This is a genomic window from Reyranella soli (assembly GCF_007992495.1).
Lineage (GTDB): Bacteria > Pseudomonadota > Alphaproteobacteria > Reyranellales > Reyranellaceae > Reyranella > Reyranella soli.
Genome location: NZ_BKAJ01000058.1, coordinates 1 through 16875 on the forward strand (window position 1 = coordinate 1; position 16875 = coordinate 16875).

17 protein-coding genes are annotated in these 16875 nt (G+C 65.7%); 11 read left to right on the forward strand and 6 right to left on the reverse strand.

The genetic code is table 11. The features are described from left to right. Positions 1-47: 47 nt before the first annotated feature. From RSO01_RS16900 to RSO01_RS16915, 4 genes are read right to left on the reverse strand one after another with little or no spacing between them, the layout of a single operon-like run. Positions 48-899, reverse strand: a complete 852-nt coding sequence (locus tag RSO01_RS16900) for an aspartate/glutamate racemase family protein (RefSeq protein ID WP_147150292.1) — start codon at positions 897-899, stop codon at positions 48-50. A 3-nt stretch (positions 900-902) separates the two neighbouring features. Beyond that, entirely contained in the window at positions 903-1841 is a 939-nt protein-coding gene (locus RSO01_RS16905) for a polysaccharide deacetylase family protein (RefSeq protein ID WP_170303134.1), read from the reverse strand. 10 nt (positions 1842-1851) lie between these two features. Then, entirely contained in the window at positions 1852-2745 is an 894-nt protein-coding gene (locus tag RSO01_RS16910) for a polysaccharide deacetylase family protein (protein ID WP_147150294.1), read from the reverse strand. Positions 2746-2747: 2 nt separating this feature from the next. Next, positions 2748-3512: an SDR family NAD(P)-dependent oxidoreductase gene (locus RSO01_RS16915; protein ID WP_218037364.1), complete on the reverse strand. Its 765-nt coding sequence runs from the start codon at positions 3510-3512 to the stop codon at positions 2748-2750. A gap of 90 nt (positions 3513-3602) precedes the next feature. Between RSO01_RS16915 and RSO01_RS16920 the strand changes: the two genes are divergently transcribed. The 5 genes from RSO01_RS16920 to RSO01_RS16940 all read left to right on the forward strand — a co-directional run bounded on the left by RSO01_RS16920 (position 3603) and on the right by RSO01_RS16940 (position 8373). After that, positions 3603-4385 carry an SDR family NAD(P)-dependent oxidoreductase gene (locus RSO01_RS16920; RefSeq protein ID WP_170303135.1) on the forward strand — a complete coding sequence of 261 codons (783 nt, stop codon included), beginning with the start codon at positions 3603-3605 and terminating at the stop codon, positions 4383-4385. Between the two features lie 128 nt (positions 4386-4513). Further along, the gene (locus RSO01_RS16925; protein WP_170303136.1) at positions 4514-5719 is read left to right on the forward strand and encodes an amino acid ABC transporter substrate-binding protein; all 1206 of its coding nucleotides are present in this window, start codon (positions 4514-4516) and stop codon (positions 5717-5719) included. A gap of 85 nt (positions 5720-5804) precedes the next feature. Next, positions 5805-6680, forward strand: a complete 876-nt coding sequence (locus RSO01_RS16930) for a branched-chain amino acid ABC transporter permease (RefSeq protein ID WP_147150298.1) — start codon at positions 5805-5807, stop codon at positions 6678-6680. Then, entirely contained in the window at positions 6677-7651 is a 975-nt protein-coding gene (locus RSO01_RS16935; RefSeq protein WP_147150299.1) for a branched-chain amino acid ABC transporter permease, read from the forward strand. Before RSO01_RS16930 ends, RSO01_RS16935 begins: the two co-directional genes overlap by 4 nt. Further along, positions 7648-8373 (forward strand): ABC transporter ATP-binding protein, encoded by a 726-nt coding sequence (locus tag RSO01_RS16940; RefSeq protein ID WP_174825936.1) that lies wholly within the window; start codon positions 7648-7650, stop codon positions 8371-8373. Before RSO01_RS16935 ends, RSO01_RS16940 begins: the two co-directional genes overlap by 4 nt. On the opposite strand, the gene RSO01_RS16945 is transcribed toward RSO01_RS16940, so the two are convergent. Continuing rightward, on the reverse strand, positions 8370-9071 hold the full coding sequence (locus RSO01_RS16945) for an ABC transporter ATP-binding protein (protein WP_373867920.1): 702 nt from the start codon (positions 9069-9071) through the stop codon (positions 8370-8372). The two genes, RSO01_RS16940 and RSO01_RS16945, sit on opposite strands and share 4 nt — an antisense overlap. An 8-nt stretch (positions 9072-9079) precedes the next feature. After that, positions 9080-10078, reverse strand: coding sequence for an isopenicillin N synthase family dioxygenase (locus tag RSO01_RS16950; protein WP_170303137.1), 999 nt, complete (start codon positions 10076-10078; stop codon positions 9080-9082). Positions 10079-10218: 140 nt separating this feature from the next. On the opposite strand from RSO01_RS16950, the gene RSO01_RS16955 reads away from it, so the two are divergent. The 6 genes from RSO01_RS16955 (at position 10219) to RSO01_RS16980 (ending at position 16813) form a co-directional block, all read left to right on the forward strand. After that, complete coding sequence (locus RSO01_RS16955) at positions 10219-11559, forward strand: LLM class flavin-dependent oxidoreductase (RefSeq protein WP_147150302.1); 1341 nt, start codon at positions 10219-10221, stop codon at positions 11557-11559. Positions 11560-11734: 175 nt separating this feature from the next. After that, on the forward strand, positions 11735-12826 hold the full coding sequence (gene rutA / locus RSO01_RS16960; protein ID WP_147150303.1) for a pyrimidine utilization protein A: 1092 nt from the start codon (positions 11735-11737) through the stop codon (positions 12824-12826). A 1-nt stretch (position 12827) separates the two neighbouring features. Continuing rightward, positions 12828-13949: an ABC transporter ATP-binding protein gene (locus tag RSO01_RS16965; protein WP_170303138.1), complete on the forward strand. Its 1122-nt coding sequence runs from the start codon at positions 12828-12830 to the stop codon at positions 13947-13949. Further along, on the forward strand, positions 13946-14815 hold the full coding sequence (locus tag RSO01_RS16970) for an ABC transporter permease (protein WP_147150305.1): 870 nt from the start codon (positions 13946-13948) through the stop codon (positions 14813-14815). The genes RSO01_RS16965 and RSO01_RS16970 overlap by 4 nt, the downstream gene beginning before the upstream one ends. Continuing rightward, positions 14812-15657, forward strand: coding sequence for an ABC transporter permease (locus tag RSO01_RS16975; RefSeq protein ID WP_147150306.1), 846 nt, complete (start codon positions 14812-14814; stop codon positions 15655-15657). The genes RSO01_RS16970 and RSO01_RS16975 overlap by 4 nt, the downstream gene beginning before the upstream one ends. A 13-nt stretch (positions 15658-15670) precedes the next feature. Further along, positions 15671-16813, forward strand: a complete 1143-nt coding sequence (locus tag RSO01_RS16980) for an ABC transporter substrate-binding protein (protein WP_147150307.1) — start codon at positions 15671-15673, stop codon at positions 16811-16813. Positions 16814-16875 lie beyond the last annotated feature (62 nt).

Consider the following 16875-nt stretch of genomic DNA (forward strand, 5'->3'; position numbering starts at 1 on the left):
CCTCATGATTCATGAGCGGGCCTGGAGGCCCGCGGTCCGGCAAGAATCTAAAACACTTTCCTGCGCCGCCATTTGGCGGGACGCTCGCCAGGAAAGGCGAGTGCGCTGGCGTCGACGCCGAGATCGACCAGCATCTTCGCCACCTGGATTGCCGCGCGTGCGCCTTCCAGCACCGGCACGTCCCAGCCGATCTCCTGCAGGCGCTTCTGCAGCAACGGCTGCATCCAGAAGGCGGCCGAGCAGCCCAGGATGATCGTGTCGGCGCCGTCTTCCTCGATGGCTGCGACCGATTCCACGACCGCCGCGTCGAGCATGTCCGACGTGCCGCTCTGCAGCGCGCGGTCGCGCTCGACATTGATCGGCCGGTCGTTGGGATGGTTGGGCGTGGGCAACGGGAAGTTGACGTTGCGGATCGAGGCGCAGCGGTCGGTCATGCGGTACTGCACCACCAGGTGATACATCTGCATGTTGTGCGATTCGGAGATGTCGATGATCGAGAACTTGTTACCCAAAAGCCCCGCAATGTGCATCTGCGCATGCGCCGAGCTGGTGACCGGGATGCGGTACTGCCGCGCGATCTCGCGCGATTCCATGTAGCCGGGGTCGCCACCGCCCAGCAGCACGACGGCATTGTACTTACCGCTGGCGCAGGCCTCGCGCACCAGCGGCAGGCGGTTGTTGCCGACCGACATGAACGCTTCCTTGGTCGTCACCGGGAAGTTGCCGTGGGTGGCGCGAGCTCCGGGATTCAGGTCCCAGTCGATGTCGGCCAGGAACGGCTTCAGATCTTCATAGTTGTAGACCTGCGTCTCCTTCGGCCCCGTGTAGGAGCGCATCGCGAAGTCGTTGCCGGGCGCCAGGCTGAAGGCGTTGATCAGCAGGAATCGATATTTGCTCATGGTTCAGCTCAGGCTTCCGGGATAGTCGCGCCAGATCGACGGCTCGAGCTTGAGATGCGTCGCGGCAGGGAAGGTTTTGAGCCAATGCCGCGCGCACTCTTCGCTTGTGGCGTACCACAGCTCGGGCAGCCCACGCGCATGGTCGAGGAACTGCTCCAGCACATGCAGACGGTTGGGCCAGCCGATGGCATGCGGATGCAGCACCATGGAGAACTGCCGGCCGCGCTTGTATTGCGCATCGAGCTCGGCCTTCCAGTTGCGGAAGAGCGAATCGGGATTCTCCAGCCCAGTGCCCTTCTTGGGGAACAGCAGGAAGAACTGGTCGTCGAAGTGATAGTAGTAGGGCAGGGCCAGGATGTTGCGACGGCCGGCGAAGTCGCACACCCAGTAGTGCGGCAGATCGTCGGCAAGCCCATTGCCGAAGTAGTCATAGCCCGCCTCGACAAGAAGATCGATCGTGTTGGGGCTGACCGCGCCGCCCGCGAACTTGTCGCTCTGCCGCGGCAGGGAGAACCAGCCCGTCGGGCGTGTACCCAAAACCTTGGCCAGGATTGCCGTGGTGCGCTCCAGCCGCGCGCGCTCCTCGTCGCGGCTGAGCGTGCTCACATCCTCGTGCTTGAAACCGTGGGCGGCGATCTCGTGGCCCTCGTCGCTGAGGCGGCGCACCGTGTCGCCATGGATTTCGGCGATCACCGCAGGCACCGCGAAGGTCGCTTTGATGCCGTAGCGTTTCAGGGTGGCGCAGAGCTCGCGCAGGCCGCCATGCATGCCGAAATAGGCGTCGGGCGTGGTGAGGTCCTGCGACGCGATGCCGTCGGGTCCGCTTGCCGGCGCGAGGTCGACGACGACGCGGAAGCAGCAGCGCTTGCCGTCCGGCCAGCGCACGTCGGAGTCGAGAAGCGTGCGCTCGTCGCTGATCGTGTAGCGTTCTTTCCAGGGCATGGCGCGTCTCCTAGCGGGCCGGATGGGTGGCGAGCACATGGCGTGCCACCTGCTCGCAGGTCGGGAACCAGACGCCGGGCAGCTCCTTCATGCGGTTGATCAACCGGTCGAGCATGGCGATGCGTAGCGCGCGGCCCGACACGAAGGGATGCATGCAGATGTTGAGGTAGCCGCCCTGCTGGTACTGCTGCAGGAAGGCTGCCCACCAGATCTCCTCGACATGGTCGGGATCCATCATACGCTGCGCCTGGTTCTCGGTGTTGAGCCAGGCGAAGCTGAAGAACATCGCGTCGTCGATGGCATAGTGGAACGGCAGGTTGAGCAACGGCTTCGACCCGTCCGGTCCACTGACGTAGTGAGGTAGCGCGTCGAGCGTGTCGTGCGAGTTGTAGACAAAACCTTCCTCGAGCAAGAGCTCGCGGGTGTGCCAGCTGCGCGTGCCCATCGGCCGCTTGCCGGTCAGCTTCTCGATCGCATCCTTGGCCTTGCGCAGATGATCGCGCTCCAGTTCGGGATCCTTGGGGACCTGGTGCTCCCACATGTGGTCGGCGATCTCGTGGCCGCTTTCGGACGCCGCCTTCACCGCCCGCGGATAGAGTTCGCAGATGCGGCCGGGCGTGAAGATCGTGGCCTTGATCTTGTGGCTGTCGAACAATTCGATCAGCCGCCAGATGCCGACGCGGCCGCCGAACTCGCCCTTGGCGAGCTGCGAGGGCGGCTCGTTGAACAGGCGGCGCAGCAGCATGGCATCGAAGTCGGCCGTGAAGTTCACGGCGATGCGCACGCCTTGCGGCCAGGTAACCTTCTCGATGAGCTGATGCCGCGCATCGAAGTCCGCAGCCTTGGCCTTGAGGGCCGCGATGTCGTGATCGAGCGCGTTGGCGATGTCGGTCGAGGTGTCCATGGTCAGCGTCCTCCCGCGACGGCGAGCGTGGTGCCGGTGATGTAGTTGGCCTCGTCCGAGGCAAGATAGAGCACGGCGTTGGCGATGTCCGCCGGCACGCCGATGCGGCGCAAGGGCGTCGCCCGTACCGGCCCATACTCGAGCGGCTCGAGCTTGCGGAAGCTCGGTGCGGTCTTCTCGGTCTCGATCGGGCCGGGCGCCACCGCGTTCACTGTCACGCCGTACTCGGCGAGTTCCAAGGCCACGCCGCGGGTAAATCCATGGATGCCGGCCTTGGCGGCGGAATAGGCGGAGTTGCCGACGTAGTAAGCCGTCCACGGCGTGCCTTCGCGCGCGCCGGAGCTGAGATTGATGATGCGGCCATAGCGTCGCTCACGCATGTGGGCGGCGGCCTCGCGCGTGCACAGGAACGCTGAGCGCAGATTCAGGCGCAGAATGAAGTCCCAATCTTCGACCTTGGCTTCCCAGATGTGGCCTGACGTTCCGCCGCCGACATCGTTGACCAAAATGTCGAGCCGACCGTGTGCCTTGAATATCGCGGCAAACAGCGCCTTCACTGGCGCTTCTTCCGTCACATCGACGGCGATCGCCATCACCGGCCGCCCCTTGGCCTTGATTTGTCGCTCGGTCTCGGCGAGTCCCGCGGCATCGAGGTCGGCGACCACCAGCGACGCGCCTTCCTCGCTCAGCCGGAGCGCGATAGCGCGACCCAATCCGGCCGCCGCGCCGGTCACGAGCGCAATCTTGTCGGCTACCCTGTCGCCCACGACACCCTCCATCCTCCGCGCGGCTGGCAGGTTAGGCCCGCCTGTCGTATGGCTTCAATCGTTCAGGACGAAAACGGATCGGTGGACCGCATGGTGGAAACAAAAGTGGCGATCGTCACGGGCGGTGCCGGCGGCATCGGCAAGTCGACCGTGCGGCGATTGCTCGACAGCGGTCACGCGGTGTTCGTGATCGACGCCAACCAAGATGCGCTCGACGCGTTGAAAGCGGAGTTCGCCGCTGCCGCCGACCGGCTGGACGTCTGTCGTGCCGATGTGACCGACGAACTTCAGGTCGTCGATGCGGTGAAGCGTGCCGATAATCGGTTCGGCAGCCTCTACGCCCTGGTCCATATCGCGGGCGGCGCCGGACCCAAGCGGGCGCGCGACATCGAGGAGTTCGAGCTCAAGGACTGGAGCCACGTCATCGATCTCAACCTGACCAGCGCCTTCCTGGCAGCGCGTGCCGTCGTGCCGCTGCTGAGGCGGCAACGTCGCGGCCGCATCGTGCTGTTCTCCTCGATCATCGCCGATGGCGAGAAAGGGCCGCTTACGACCGTTACCGGCCGCCTGCCGTACGCCACGGCCAAGGCAGCCCTGCTCGGCTTCACCTCGCAGCTCGCCAAGGACCTGGCGGAGTGGGGCGTCACGGTGAATGCGCTGATGCCGGGTCTGATCCTGGGAGAGCAGGGCACGCGCATCCGCGACCGTTTCGACCGGCTGCAGCCGCAGGAGCGTGCGGCGCTGCTCGCCGGTTATCCCGCCGGCAAACCCGGCAGCGGCGACGACGTCGCGGCAGTGGTCGACTTTTTGCTTTCGGACTCTGCTGGTTTCATTTCGGGCGTCGCCTTGCCGATCGACGGCGCCTATCGCTAAAGCCGCATCGCAGTCGATCGGCAGGGGTCGTCGTTGACATCAGGTCGACGCCTCCTAAGCTCGATGGCGTGGTTGGAGGGGGATTGGGCATGTCGGTGCATAGCAAAAAGGCAACTCGTCGTCGGGTGATGTCGGCCCTCGGTGCCGCCGCGCTCGCAGCGCCTGCCATCCGTTCCGCTCATGCCCAGGCAAAGACCATCGTGTTCGGCGGCTCTGTTCCGCTTACCGGTGCAGCGGCGGAGACCGGCCTCAACGTCAACAACGGCTACATCACGGCGGTCAGCTACTTCAACGACGTGCTGGGCGGCGTCGAGATCGCCGGCGAGAAGTACAAGCTCGAGCTGAAGCTGTTCGACGATGCCAGCGACCCGGCGCGTGCCACGACGCTGATCCAGCGCCAGATCGACGAGGGCACCAACTTCTTCCTCGGTTCGTTCGGCTCCAACATCGTGCTGCCGACCGCGGCCATCACCGAGCGCGCCAAGAAGCCCATGGTGCAGACCGGCGGTGGTTCCGATGCGATCTTCACCAAGGGCTTCAAGTACGTCTTCGGCATGTATCCCCGCGCGACGCGGCAGTTCGCCTCGACGGCGGCGCTGTTCAAGACGCTGACGCCCACGCCGCAGACCTACTCGGTGATCTGGACCAATGACGCCTTCTCCAAGACCGCCGGCCAGGGCGTCAAGCTTTCCTGCGACGCCGCCGGCTTCAAGAAGCTGGATGAATTCGAGCTGCCGGCCAAGCCGACCGACGTGTCGAGCGTGCTGGGCTCGGTACGCGCCAACACGCCGGACCTGCTGGTCTGTGTCATGCACGACCAGGATTCGCTGTTGATCGCCCGCCAGATGGTGGCCAGCAATACCAATGTGAAGTGCTTGTTCCAGGGGCTGGGCCCACAGCTTGCCTCGTTCCGTGAGGCGCTGGGCAAGTACTCCGAGTACCTGATGTGCTCGACCTACTGGGACGAGTCGGTGCCCTACAAGGACAAGTTCTTCGGCGATTCCAGGAAGTTCGTCGAATACTACAAGACCAAGTTCACGCGCCCGATCGCCTATCACACGGCGGGCGCGGCGGCCTGCATCGAGACCTACATCCTCGCCATGCAGGCGGCCAAGAGCACCAATCCCGAAGCGGTGCGCGATGCCCTGTCGAAGGCCGACTACGAGACCTTCTACAGCCGCATCAAGTTTACGCCCGACGGTGACGGCGATGCCATCATCATGGGCAGCATGATCGGCCAGGTGCAGAAGACCAAGCTCGAGATCGTGTTCCCCGAGGCCGCCTCTTCGGCCAAGGCGCTCTACCCGCAGCCCACGTGGGACAAGAAGGCGTGATCTTGCTGGGGGCGCGCCACTCCAGTGGCGCGATCATCTTTGCGATCGACATAGACGCGCCGCTGGAGTGGCGCGCCCCCAGCATATGAATCTGATCATACAGACTCTGGCCGACGGCTTGGTGCTGGGTGGCATCTATGCCCTCGCGGCCGTCGGTTTCTCGCTGATCTTTGGCGTCCTGCACGTCATCAACCTCAGCCACGGCATCCTGGTCCTGCTCGGCGCCTACCTGGCGCTGATCCTGTCGACCACGCTCAGGATCGACCCGCTGCTCACCATGCCGGCGGTGATGGCCGTGCTGTTCGTCGTGGGCTACGCCTACCAGCGGCTGCTGATCCAGAGGGCCGTCGACCGTTCGCCGCTCGGCTCCATGCTGCTGACCTTCGGCGTGGCGCTGATGCTGCAGAACACCATGATCTGGGTGTTCTCGCCCGACATGAAGAGCATCACGCCGGGTTACGCTTTGGCCTCGTTCAAGCTGGGCGCTATCTCGTTCGATGCGGTGCGCGTGAGCTGCCTGCTGGCGAGCCTGGTGATGTTGTGCTGCCTCGCCGCGCTGCTGAAATTCTCAGCCCTTGGCCGTGTCATCCGCGCCACCGCCCAGCAGACCCTGGCGGCACGGCTGTGCGGCGTGAACGTGCGGCACGTCTATGCGCTCACCTTCGCCGTCTCGGCCGCCTTCGCCGGCGCCTCAGGCATCGTGATCGGCATCATCCTGCCATTCTCGCCGGCCGACGAGGGCACCTGGACGCTCAATGCCTTCGTCGTCGTCGTGCTGGGCGGCGTCGGCAGCCCCGCCGGCGCGCTGATCGGCGGTCTGCTGCTCGGCATTGTGAGCACGCTGACGGCGCAGTACATCGGGCCGTCCTTCCCCAACGTCACCATGTTCCTGCTGCTCGTGCTGCTGCTGCTGGTGCGGCCGCAGGGCCTGTTGGGCAACGCCTTCGCGCCTTCTCGATGACTCAGAAGCCCGCCGCCTTCGTCGCCATCATCCTGGGCTGCGCCGTCGTGCTGGCGCTGGCGCCGCTGATACTGCCGCCCTTCTACGTGCGAGTCGGCCAGCTCATGCTCTATTCGGCGGGGCTCGCCGTCGCCTGGACGATCCTGGGCGGCTTCGCGGGTTACGCCAGCTTCGGCCACGCCGCCTTCATCGGCGTCGGGGCCTTCGCCGCCGGCCTCGTGGAGGAGCGGCTGACCGGCTTGCCGCCGGCGCTGCTGCTGCCCATCGGCATGCTGGTGGGCGGGCTCGCCTGCGCGATCCTGTCCGCCGCGGTCGCCTATCCCATCCTGCGCTTGCGCGGGACCTTCTTTGCCATTGCCATGCTGGGCGTCTGCCATGTCTGCGCCGAGCTCAACAACAACATCGACGTCCTGCAGGGCTCGCTCGGGCTCAACTTCCCGGCGGTCGCGCCGGCCGCCTGGGATCCCGCCGTCTTCTTCTACGAACTCTATCTCGCGGCCGGCGTGGTCGTCTTCCTGATCGCCTGGCAAATCCAGCGCAGCCGCTTCGGCGCCGGACTTCTCAGCATCCGCGAAGACGAGGACACCGCCCGCATGCTGGGCGTGCCCACCGAGCGCTACAAGCGCATCGCCTTCGTGGCCAGCGCCGTGCTGACCGGATTGCTGGGCGTCATCTATGCCCATTCGCTGGGCTACATCACGACCGATTCGGTCTATCGCGACGACACCAACTTGAGCCTGATCGTCTATTCGCTGCTGGGCGGCATGGGCACGCTGTTCGGTCCCGTCATCGGCGCCTTCATGCTGGTGTTCATCACCCAGGTCGTGCTGGCGCGCCTCCTCGACTTCCACCTGTTCGCGACCGGCCTGTTGCTGGTGCTGCTGGTGCTTGCCGCGCCGGGCGGCGTGCTGGGCCTGGTGAAGAGCTGGAAGCTCCGCCGGCGCGCGGCCGCGACGGCGCCTGCCGAATGAGCGCCGCGCCCATCCTCGGCGTCGAGGCGCTCAGCAAGCGTTTCCGCGGCCTGCTGGCGATCTCCGACGTCTCTTTCACGGTCGAGCCGGGCTCGATCACCAGCGTCATCGGCCCCAACGGGGCCGGCAAGTCGACGCTGTTCAACCTGGTGACGGGCTATCTCGCGCCGACGGCCGGGACGGTCCTGTTCAAGGGGCACCCGATCACCGGGCTCGCGACCAATCGCATCGCCGAGCTCGGCATCGCGCGCGCCTTCCAGATCGCCCGCCCGTTCCGCGATCTCAGCGTCGCCGAGAACGTGCGCATCGGTGCCCTGTTCGGCAAGGCGGGCAGGCGCGACGTCGTCGCCACCACGCGCGGCGCCCTGGAGCTTGCCGGCATCGCCCACCTCGCCGAGGAGCCGGCGAGCGTGCTGACGGTGGGCCAGCTTCGCCATCTCGAGGTGGCGCGCGCCATCGCCACCCGAGCCGATCTGCTGCTCGCGGACGAGCCGTGCGCCGGACTGAACCCGACCGAGACCGCGGCGATGATCGACGTGCTGCGGCGCATCCGGTCGAGCGGCGTCACTGTCGTGCTGGTCGAGCACGATATGCCGTCGGTGATGGAAGTGTCCGACCGCGTGCTGGTGCTGGAATCCGGCCGCCTGATCGCCGACGGTACGCCGGGTGAGGTGTCGAAGAACCCGCAGGTGATCGCGGCGTACCTCGGGACGCCGGACTAGCGACCCAGGAACGCCTTCTGCACGTAGGCGTCGGCCAAAAGCTCCTGGCCGGTACCGGCCAGCACGACCGAACCCTTCTCCAGCACGTAGCCGCGATGGGCGATGCGCAGCGACTGGTGCAGGTTCTGCTCGACCAGCAGCACGCCGATGCCGCTCTTGTTCACGGCCTCGATCAGCTTGAAGACCTCCTGCACGACGATGGGCATCAGCCCCAGCGACGGCTCGTCGAGGATGATCAGCCTGGGCTCGGCCATCAGGCCGCGGGCGATGGCCAGCATCTGCTGCTCGCCGCCGCTCATCGAACCGGCGAGCTGGCCGCGCCGCTCGGCCAGCCGCGGAAACAGGGCGAACGCCTTGTCGACCAGGGCCGCGATCTCGCCGCGCTGCTTGATGTGGGCGCCGAGCTGCAGGTTTTCCATCACTGTCATCTGCGGGAAGACCAGCCGGCCTTCCGGCACCAGGGTGATGCCGCGCCGCACGACGACGTGGCTCGGCGATCCGGTCAGCACCTCGCCGGCAAAGCGGATGTCGCCCTTCTGTGGCGTCAGCACGCCCGCGATCATGCGCACCGTCGTCGACTTGCCGGCGCCGTTGGCGCCCAGCAGCGCCACGATCTCGCCCGGCTGCACCGAGAGCGACACGTCGCGCACGGCGGCGGCGCCGTCATAGGCGAAGGCGAGGCCCGAGACGTCGAGCAGGCTCTGCATCACGCCGGCTCCGGCTGCTTGCGATAGGCGTAGTTCTTGTCGAGGCGCTCCAGCAGGTAGTCGCCGTAGCGAACGGCCGGCCACTTCGCCGATCGTCCGGGACCCTGGCAGGTCGGCAGGACCTCGACGGTGCTGTCCATCGACATGTCGAAGAAGTAGGGGCAGGAATAGCGGTCGCCGCCCGACAGGTTCTTCACGCGATGCGGCGTCGACTGCCAGCGGCCGTTGGTCCAGCGCGACAGCATGTCGGCGACATTGACCACCCAGGTGCCGGCGATCGGCGGAGCGGGCAGCCAGGTGCCGTCGCTGCGGCGCACTTCTAGCCCGCCGCTGCTGTCCTGGCAAAGGATGGTGATGAAGCCGTAGTCGGTGTGCGGCGCCGAGCCGAAGGCGTCTTCGGCTGCGTTCTTGGCATGTGGCGGATAGTGCAGCAGCCTGAGGAAGGTCGTGGGCTGCTCGAAGTAGGGCACGAACCAGTCGCGCGGCAGGTCGAGCGCCAGGGCCAGCGGTCGCAGCAGGCGCATACTGAAGCCGTGCATGGCCTTTTCGTAGGCGACGACCGCCTCGCGGAAGCCGGGCAGGTCGGGCCACAGGTTGGGCCCGTCGAGCGGGCGGCCGTAACGCGGATCGTCGGGTGCCACTTCGTGCATCAGCATGAACGATTCGGAATCGTTGGGCTTGGTCACCTTGGCGACCGATGAAGTCTCGATGATCGAGGTTTTGGGCGCCATGTAGCCGCGATGGAAGCGGTTCATGGCGATCGCGTCCTTGGCGGCGCGCGGCTGGACGTGGAAGCGCCGGGAAGCTGCAAACACCCCTTCGACCAGGGCCTTGTCGATGCCGATATCGCTGAAATAGCAGAAGCCGATGTCGGAAAAGGCCTGGTCGAGCTGCCGCGCCAGTGTCGCCTCGTCTCGCTCGGCGAACGAGATGACCGGCAGGGACTGCCGGCTTGCGACCTCGACCGACGTGTCCATCAGCGCTTGCTCCTTGCCCAAGCCCGTACCTTAACGGATCGTAGGCGGTCTGCCATCGCGACGCCCATGCCGGAATGGTATAGGAGTTGCGTCGAATTTCGCACAGTCCGCATTTCCGCAGTAGAGAGCCGATCGTGTCCCCATCACAGCAAAAACGAACGATGCGTCTCGGGGCGTTCGTGCACGAGACGGGCCAACACGTCGCAGCCTGGCGTCATCCCCAGGCGCACATGCAGTCCGGCACCAGCTTCGCCGAGATGGTGGAGACTGCTGAGATCGCCGAGCGCGGCAAGTTCGATCTCTTGTTCCTCGCCGACACCGCCGCCGTGAACCTGAAAGGCAGCGCCGATTCACGCGGTCGCATGGGCAAGGTCGTGAAGTTCGAGCCCATGACGATCCTCTCAGCCCTGGCGGCGGTCACGAAGAACCTCGGCTTGGTCGCAACCTCGACCACGACCTTCAACGAGCCTTACACGCTCGCCCGTCAGTTCGCCTCGCTCGACCAGATCAGCGGCGGACGCTCGGGCTGGAACCTCGTGACCTCGAACAACGAGCAGGACGCGCTGAACTATTCCCGCGAGGAGCATCTCAGCCACGGCGACCGCTACGACCGCGCCATCGAGTTCGCCGACGTGGTCAACGGCCTGTGGGACAGCTGGGACGAGGATGCCTTCATCCGCGACAAGGACTCCGGCCGTTTCTTCGACCCGGCGAAGATGCACGTGCTGAACCACAAGGGGACGCACTTCCAGGTGCGCGGGCCGCTCAACGTCGCCTGTTCGCCGCAGGGCCGGCCGGTGCTGGTGCAGGCCGGCGCCTCAGGCACCGGTCGCGACGTCGCTGCCCGGCTGGCCGAACTGGTCTTCACCGCCGCCACGACCTTCGAGCAGGCCAAGGAATTCTACGACGACGTGCGCCAGCGCATTCCGCGCTTCGGCCGCTCGCAGGACCAGGTCAAGGTGATGCCGGGCTTCTATCCCGTCGTCGCGGCGACGGCGTCGGAGGCGCAGGAGAAGTACGACTACCTGCAATCGCTGATCCAGAAGCCGGTCGGCATCTCGATCCTGGAGCACACGATCGGTGTGCACGGTCTCGACAAGATCCCGCTCGACGGACCGGTGCCGGAGATGGCCGACACCAACGGGCCGCTCAGCCGCCAGCGCCTGCTGCTCGAGCAGGCACGCCGCGACAAGCTCACCTTCTGGGAGCTGTGCCTGGCCAACGCCGGCCCGCGCGGCCACGCTTTGTCGATCGGCACGCCCTCACAGGTGGCCGACGAGATGGAGCACTGGTTCAAGGACGGCGCGGCCGACGGCTTCAACGTGATGCCGGCCTGGTTGCCGGGCTCGCTGCGGGATTTCGTCGACATGGTCATCCCCGAGCTGCAGCGTCGCGGTCTCTTCCGCACCGAGTACGAAGCCACCACTCTGCGCGGCAATCTCGGCCTGCCCAAGCCGATCAATCGCCATCACCTCGCGCGATTGGGTAGCGCCGCCCAGTAATTCTCCCCGGTGGCGCTGTTCATTTGAGACAGCGCTCACCGCGGGCAGTCTGCCCCGATGCGTGCAACGTATCGTGAGCGGAAGACGCGTTTATGCCTGAAAATCCTGTTCATTCCTCGTGGCATGGGAGTTGCTGCGCTGCAGCAAGCAGCAGCAACCGCGTACGAGGTGCACGATGGAGATCGGCGTCTTCATTCCCATCGGAAACAACGGTTGGCTGATCTCGTCCACGTCGCCGCAATACACGCCGAGCTTCGACCTCAATCGTGAGGTGGTGCTGCGTGCCGAGAAGTACGGCTTCGACTTCGCACTGTCGATGATCAAGCTGCGCGGTTTCGGCGGCAAGTCGCGCTACTGGGACGACAATCTCGAATCCTTCACCCTGATGGCGGGACTGGCCTCGATCACCAGCCGCATCGAGCTCTACGCCACGGTCGCCGTGCTCACCATGCCGCCGCCGCTGACGGCGCGCATGGCCATGACCATCGATTCGATCAGCCACGGACGGTTCGGCGTCAATCTGGTGACCGGCTGGCAGAAGGCCGAGTACGACCAGATGGGCATCTGGCCGGGCGACGACCACTTCAAGCATCGCTACGACCTGCTCGACGAGTACGCCACCGTGATGGAGGAGCTGTGGTCGAAGGGCCAGAGCGACCTCAAGGGCAGCTACTACACCATGAACGACTGCCGGCTGGGGCCGCTGCCGTCGCGCCAGATCCCGCTGATCTGCGCTGGCACCAGCGACGCCGGCATGAAGTTCGCCGCCCGGCACTGCGCCTACAATTTCTGCAGCGGCAATGGCGAGATGAACAATCCGCGCGACTGCGCCGACGCCGTGGCTCGGCTCAAGGCCTGCACGACGGAGGCCGGCACCGGCACCAAGGCGCTGGCGCTGACCCTGATCATCGCCGACGAGACCGACGAGGCGGCGATGGCCAAGTGGGAGCACTACAAGGCCGGCACCGACCTCGATGCGCTTGCGTGGAGCCGCGCCCAGGCCGGTGCCGACAAGCACGCCGCCGATAACTCGACCGCCGGCCGCATCCGCCGCCGCGAGCCCTTGCCCAATAGCGGCTCGCGCCTGGTCGGCTCGTACGCCACGGTGGCGCGCCTGCTCGACGAGATGGCGGAGATCGAGGGCCTCGCGGGAGTCATGCTGACCTTCGACGACTTCGTGATCGGTGTCGAGCAGTTCGGCCAGCGCATTCAGCCGCTGATGAAGAGCCGTGCTACGCTTGCCGACAAGCTCGCGAAGGCAGCCTGACTTGGACAGCCTCGCCACTCCCCTGGAGGTGGTGGCGAGGCCGCAGCTCGACCTGGAACTGCGCGGCATTCGCAAGCGCTATGGCGATTTCACCGCCGTCGACGACGTTTCGCTCCAGGTCGCCAAGGGCCAGTTCGTCTGCCTGCTGGGGCCTTCGGGCTGCGGCAAGACCACGACCTTGCGCTGCGTGGCAGGGCTGGAGGAGCCGGACGACGGCGGCATCCTGATCGGCGGCAAGGAGGTGACCAAGGACCCGCCGTGGCAGCGCGACATCGCCATGATGTTCCAGGATTTCGCGCTCTTTCCGCACATGACCGTGGCCAGGCAGGTGGGTTTCGGCCTGGAGATGCTCAAGAAGCCCAAGGCCGAGATTGCCAGGCGCGTGCAGGAAGTGCTGAAGGCCTTCGAGATATCGCCTCTGGCGGATCGCAAGCCAGGCAGCCTGTCGGGCGGCCAGCGCCAGCGCGTGGCTCTGGCGCGCGCGATGATCACCGAGCCGAGAATTCTTCTGCTCGACGAACCCATCGGCGCTCTCGACTATTCGTTGCGCGAGACCGTGATGCTTGAGCTGAAGATGCTGCAGCAGCGCACCGGCATCTCCTTCATCTGGGTGACGCACGACCAGAACGAAGCTTTCTCGCTCGGCGACCTCGTCGTCGTCATGAACCACGCGAAGATCGAACAGCAGGGGACCGCCGAGGAGATCCTGCAGCGGCCGGCGACCGCGTTCGTCGCGGGCTTCGTGCAGGGCAACAACGTCTTCCATGGCCGCATCACCGGCACATCGCCGGATGCGCTGCAGGTCGAGACGTCGGCCGGCCGCTTCTATCTGCCGCGTCCGGTCCGTTGCACGCCGATGCTGGGCGACGCGGTGTCCTTCTCGGTCCGCGCCGAACGGATCACCGATTCGCTGTCCGATCGGCATGCCAACCGACTGTCGGCGCGCTGCACCGCCGTCGAGTACTTCGGCTCGGTCCGCCGCCACATCTTCGAGCGACCCGACGGCCAGGTGCTGAAGTACGACCAGTTCGGCGCCTATGCTGCGCGCATCGCGCCCGGTCAGACCGTGCAGCTGGGTTGGCTGGTCGAGGAGACCGTGCTGCACACGGGGGCGGTGGCATGAGCACTATCCGCGTCCGCTCGCCTGCGAGCTACTGGCTGGCCGTTCCGGCGGCGGTGTGGATGCTGGGCGTGGTCGTGGTGCCGATCGTGCTGCTGGTCTGGGTGTCGTTCTGGGGCGGCCGCACCTTCTCGCCGGCAAGCCCGCTCACCTTCGACAATTACGCCCGCTTCTTCGCCAACCAGACCTACATCAAGCTTGCCGGCACGACCGTGCTGCACACGATGACGCTGATGGCGGTCACCGGCGTGCTGGGTTACTGCATCGCCTATTTCCTGGTGATGAAGGTCAAGAGCCCGGCCTGGCGGTTGGCGCTGTTCCTCGCCTTCATCATTCCGTTCTGGACCTCCACGCTGATCCGAGCCATCGCCTGGGTGCCGTTCCTGGGCGTCAACGGGGTGATCAACCAACTCCTGATGTCGATCGGCGCCACGCGCTCACCGATCGAGGCGTTCCTCTACTCTCATACCGGCATCACCATGGCCCAGGTGTCGCTGTACACCATGATGGCGGCCGGGCCTGTCGTGTACATGCTGAGCTCGATCGCCCCGCAGCTACGCGAGGCGGCGATGACGCTGAAGGCCACGCCCTTCACAGTGTTCCGCCGCATCACCTTTCCACTGACCCTGCCGGGCGTGGTGATCGGCCAGGTGCTGGTCTTCCTCAATGTCATGTCCGACTTCGCCACCGTGGCCACCATCGGCGGCAACAAGCACGCGCTGCTCTCCAACCTGGTGCTTCTGTTCTACGAGAGCTCTCAGATTCGTGCCGCCTCGGTGGTCGCGGTCCTGTTGATGATCTGCATGCTGGTCGGCGTGGTCATCGCCTTGCGCGTGGTCGACGTGCGCCGGCTCGGGGCTGAACGATGACTGGCGGGCCAAAAATCGGCTGGAAGGGCCGTTCCAGCCTGACGGCCTGGATCCTGGGCACGCTGACGGTGATCTTCCTTGCCTATCAGTGGCTGCCGATCCTCACCCTGGGGCTGCTGTCGTTCAGTGGCCCGACCGGCGGCACGACCTTCCCCATGAACGGCACGTCATTCCACTGGTACCAGGAGCTGTGGCGCGCCTCGGTGATGAACGACTTCAAGCCGCCGCTGATGCGCTCGGTGCTGCTGGCGCTCGCCTGCTCGGCCACGACCGTCGTTTTGTCGGTCGCCGCGGCCCAGGCCATGCGTGGGCAGTTCCGTGGCAGCGGCTGGTTCTTCTACCTGATGCTGCTGGGCATCATGGCGCCGGGTATCCTGGTCGGCTTCGGCTTTGCCATCCTGATGCGCCTGATCGGCGTCGAGCTATCGTGGGACACCACGACCTTCCTGGTCCAGGTCTCGTGGACCCTGCCGTTCGGCTTCCTGACCATGCTCGCCGTGTTCAACCGCTTCGACAAGCGGGTCGAGGAGGCGGCACTGACGCTCGGCGCCTCGCGGCTCAAGACCTTCCGCCGCATCACCTTGCCGTTGGTGCTGCCCGGCGTGATCGGCGCCGGTCTGTTCGGGTTCTCACTTTCCTATGACGAGTACGCCCGCAGCATGTTCACGACCGGACCGGATGCCACGTTGCCGCTCGCGGTCATGGCCCAGCTCGACCGCCAGCTCACGCCCGAAATCTATGCCGTCGGCACCACGACCACGATCTTTTCGCTGATCGCCGTCATGCTCTGCACCGTCGCCTTCTGGGCGATGCGGCGTTCGACGGCCCTGAGAAAATCATAACGGAGGCCTCACCATGCTGATCAAACGCCGTACCCTGCTGGCGGCCGCCGGCGCCTCGACGATTGCCGCGCCGGCCATTGCTCAGGCCAAGCAGATCCAGCTCGCGGGTGCGTCCTACGACATGCGCGAGGCGATCCTGGGCGAGTTCGCCAAGCGCACCGGCATCACGCCGCGTCCCTTCGTCAATCCCTCGACCCAGGTGCGCATCGATCGCCTGCGCACCGCGCCGGTCGACATCGTGCTGACCGACGCGCCGTTCGCGGCCTACGCCAACAGCGAGAAGCTGCTGCAGCCCATCGATACGTCGAAGCTGCCCAACTGGAACCTGTTGCATCCGCTCTTGAAGGATGGCCGCGCCACGCCGACCGCGCCGCTGGGGTTCGGCGCCAATCCCGGTCGCATGATGTATGTCGACGAGGCGCGCACCAAGGTGTCGTTCGCGCCGATGTTCTTCCAGATGGACTCGATCGGCTACAACGCCTCGAAGATCCCCGCCGAGAACAACACGCTGTCGTGGGGCGAGCTGTTCAATCCCAAGTGGCGCGGCAAGGTCGCCATGTTCGGCATCGATTGGCTGGGCATGCTGAACGCCGCCATGGGCATGCGCGCGCTGGGCCTGCTCAACCCGGTCGACATCAGCAGCATGACCGAGAAGGAAGTCGACACCGTCGTCTCCTTCCTCAAGGAGAAGAAGAAGGAGGGTCACTTCCGCGCCATGTGGAAGGCCTATGGCGAACTCGTGAACCTGATGGCCTCGGAGGAAGTCTGGATCGCCGATGCCTGGTGGCCAGTGGTCGTCGAGGTCGCGAGCAAGGGCATTCCCGTGCATTACGCCGTCGCCAAGGAAGGGTACCGGGAGTGGTGCAACGGCTACGCCATCTCGGCCGGCACCAAGAACCTCGACGCCTGCTACGAGTGGCTGAACTACTGGATGGAAGGCTATCCCGGCGCGCGCCAGTCGGAGATCGGCTACTTCTCGACCGTGAACAATTACGAGAAGTATCTCGATCCCAAGCTGGTGCTGGAGGTTTATGGCGGCGTCGGCCGCGACGGCGGCTCGCTCGCCGATCGCGCCGAGCGGGTCTTCGTGTGGAACACGCGGCCGAAGAACCTCGAATACTACACCGAGAAGTGGAACGAGTTCCTGGCGGCTTAGTTCATGTTCTTCCGGACCGCGCGCTTCCAGCGCGCTCATGAGCTTGAGCGCGCTGGAAGCGC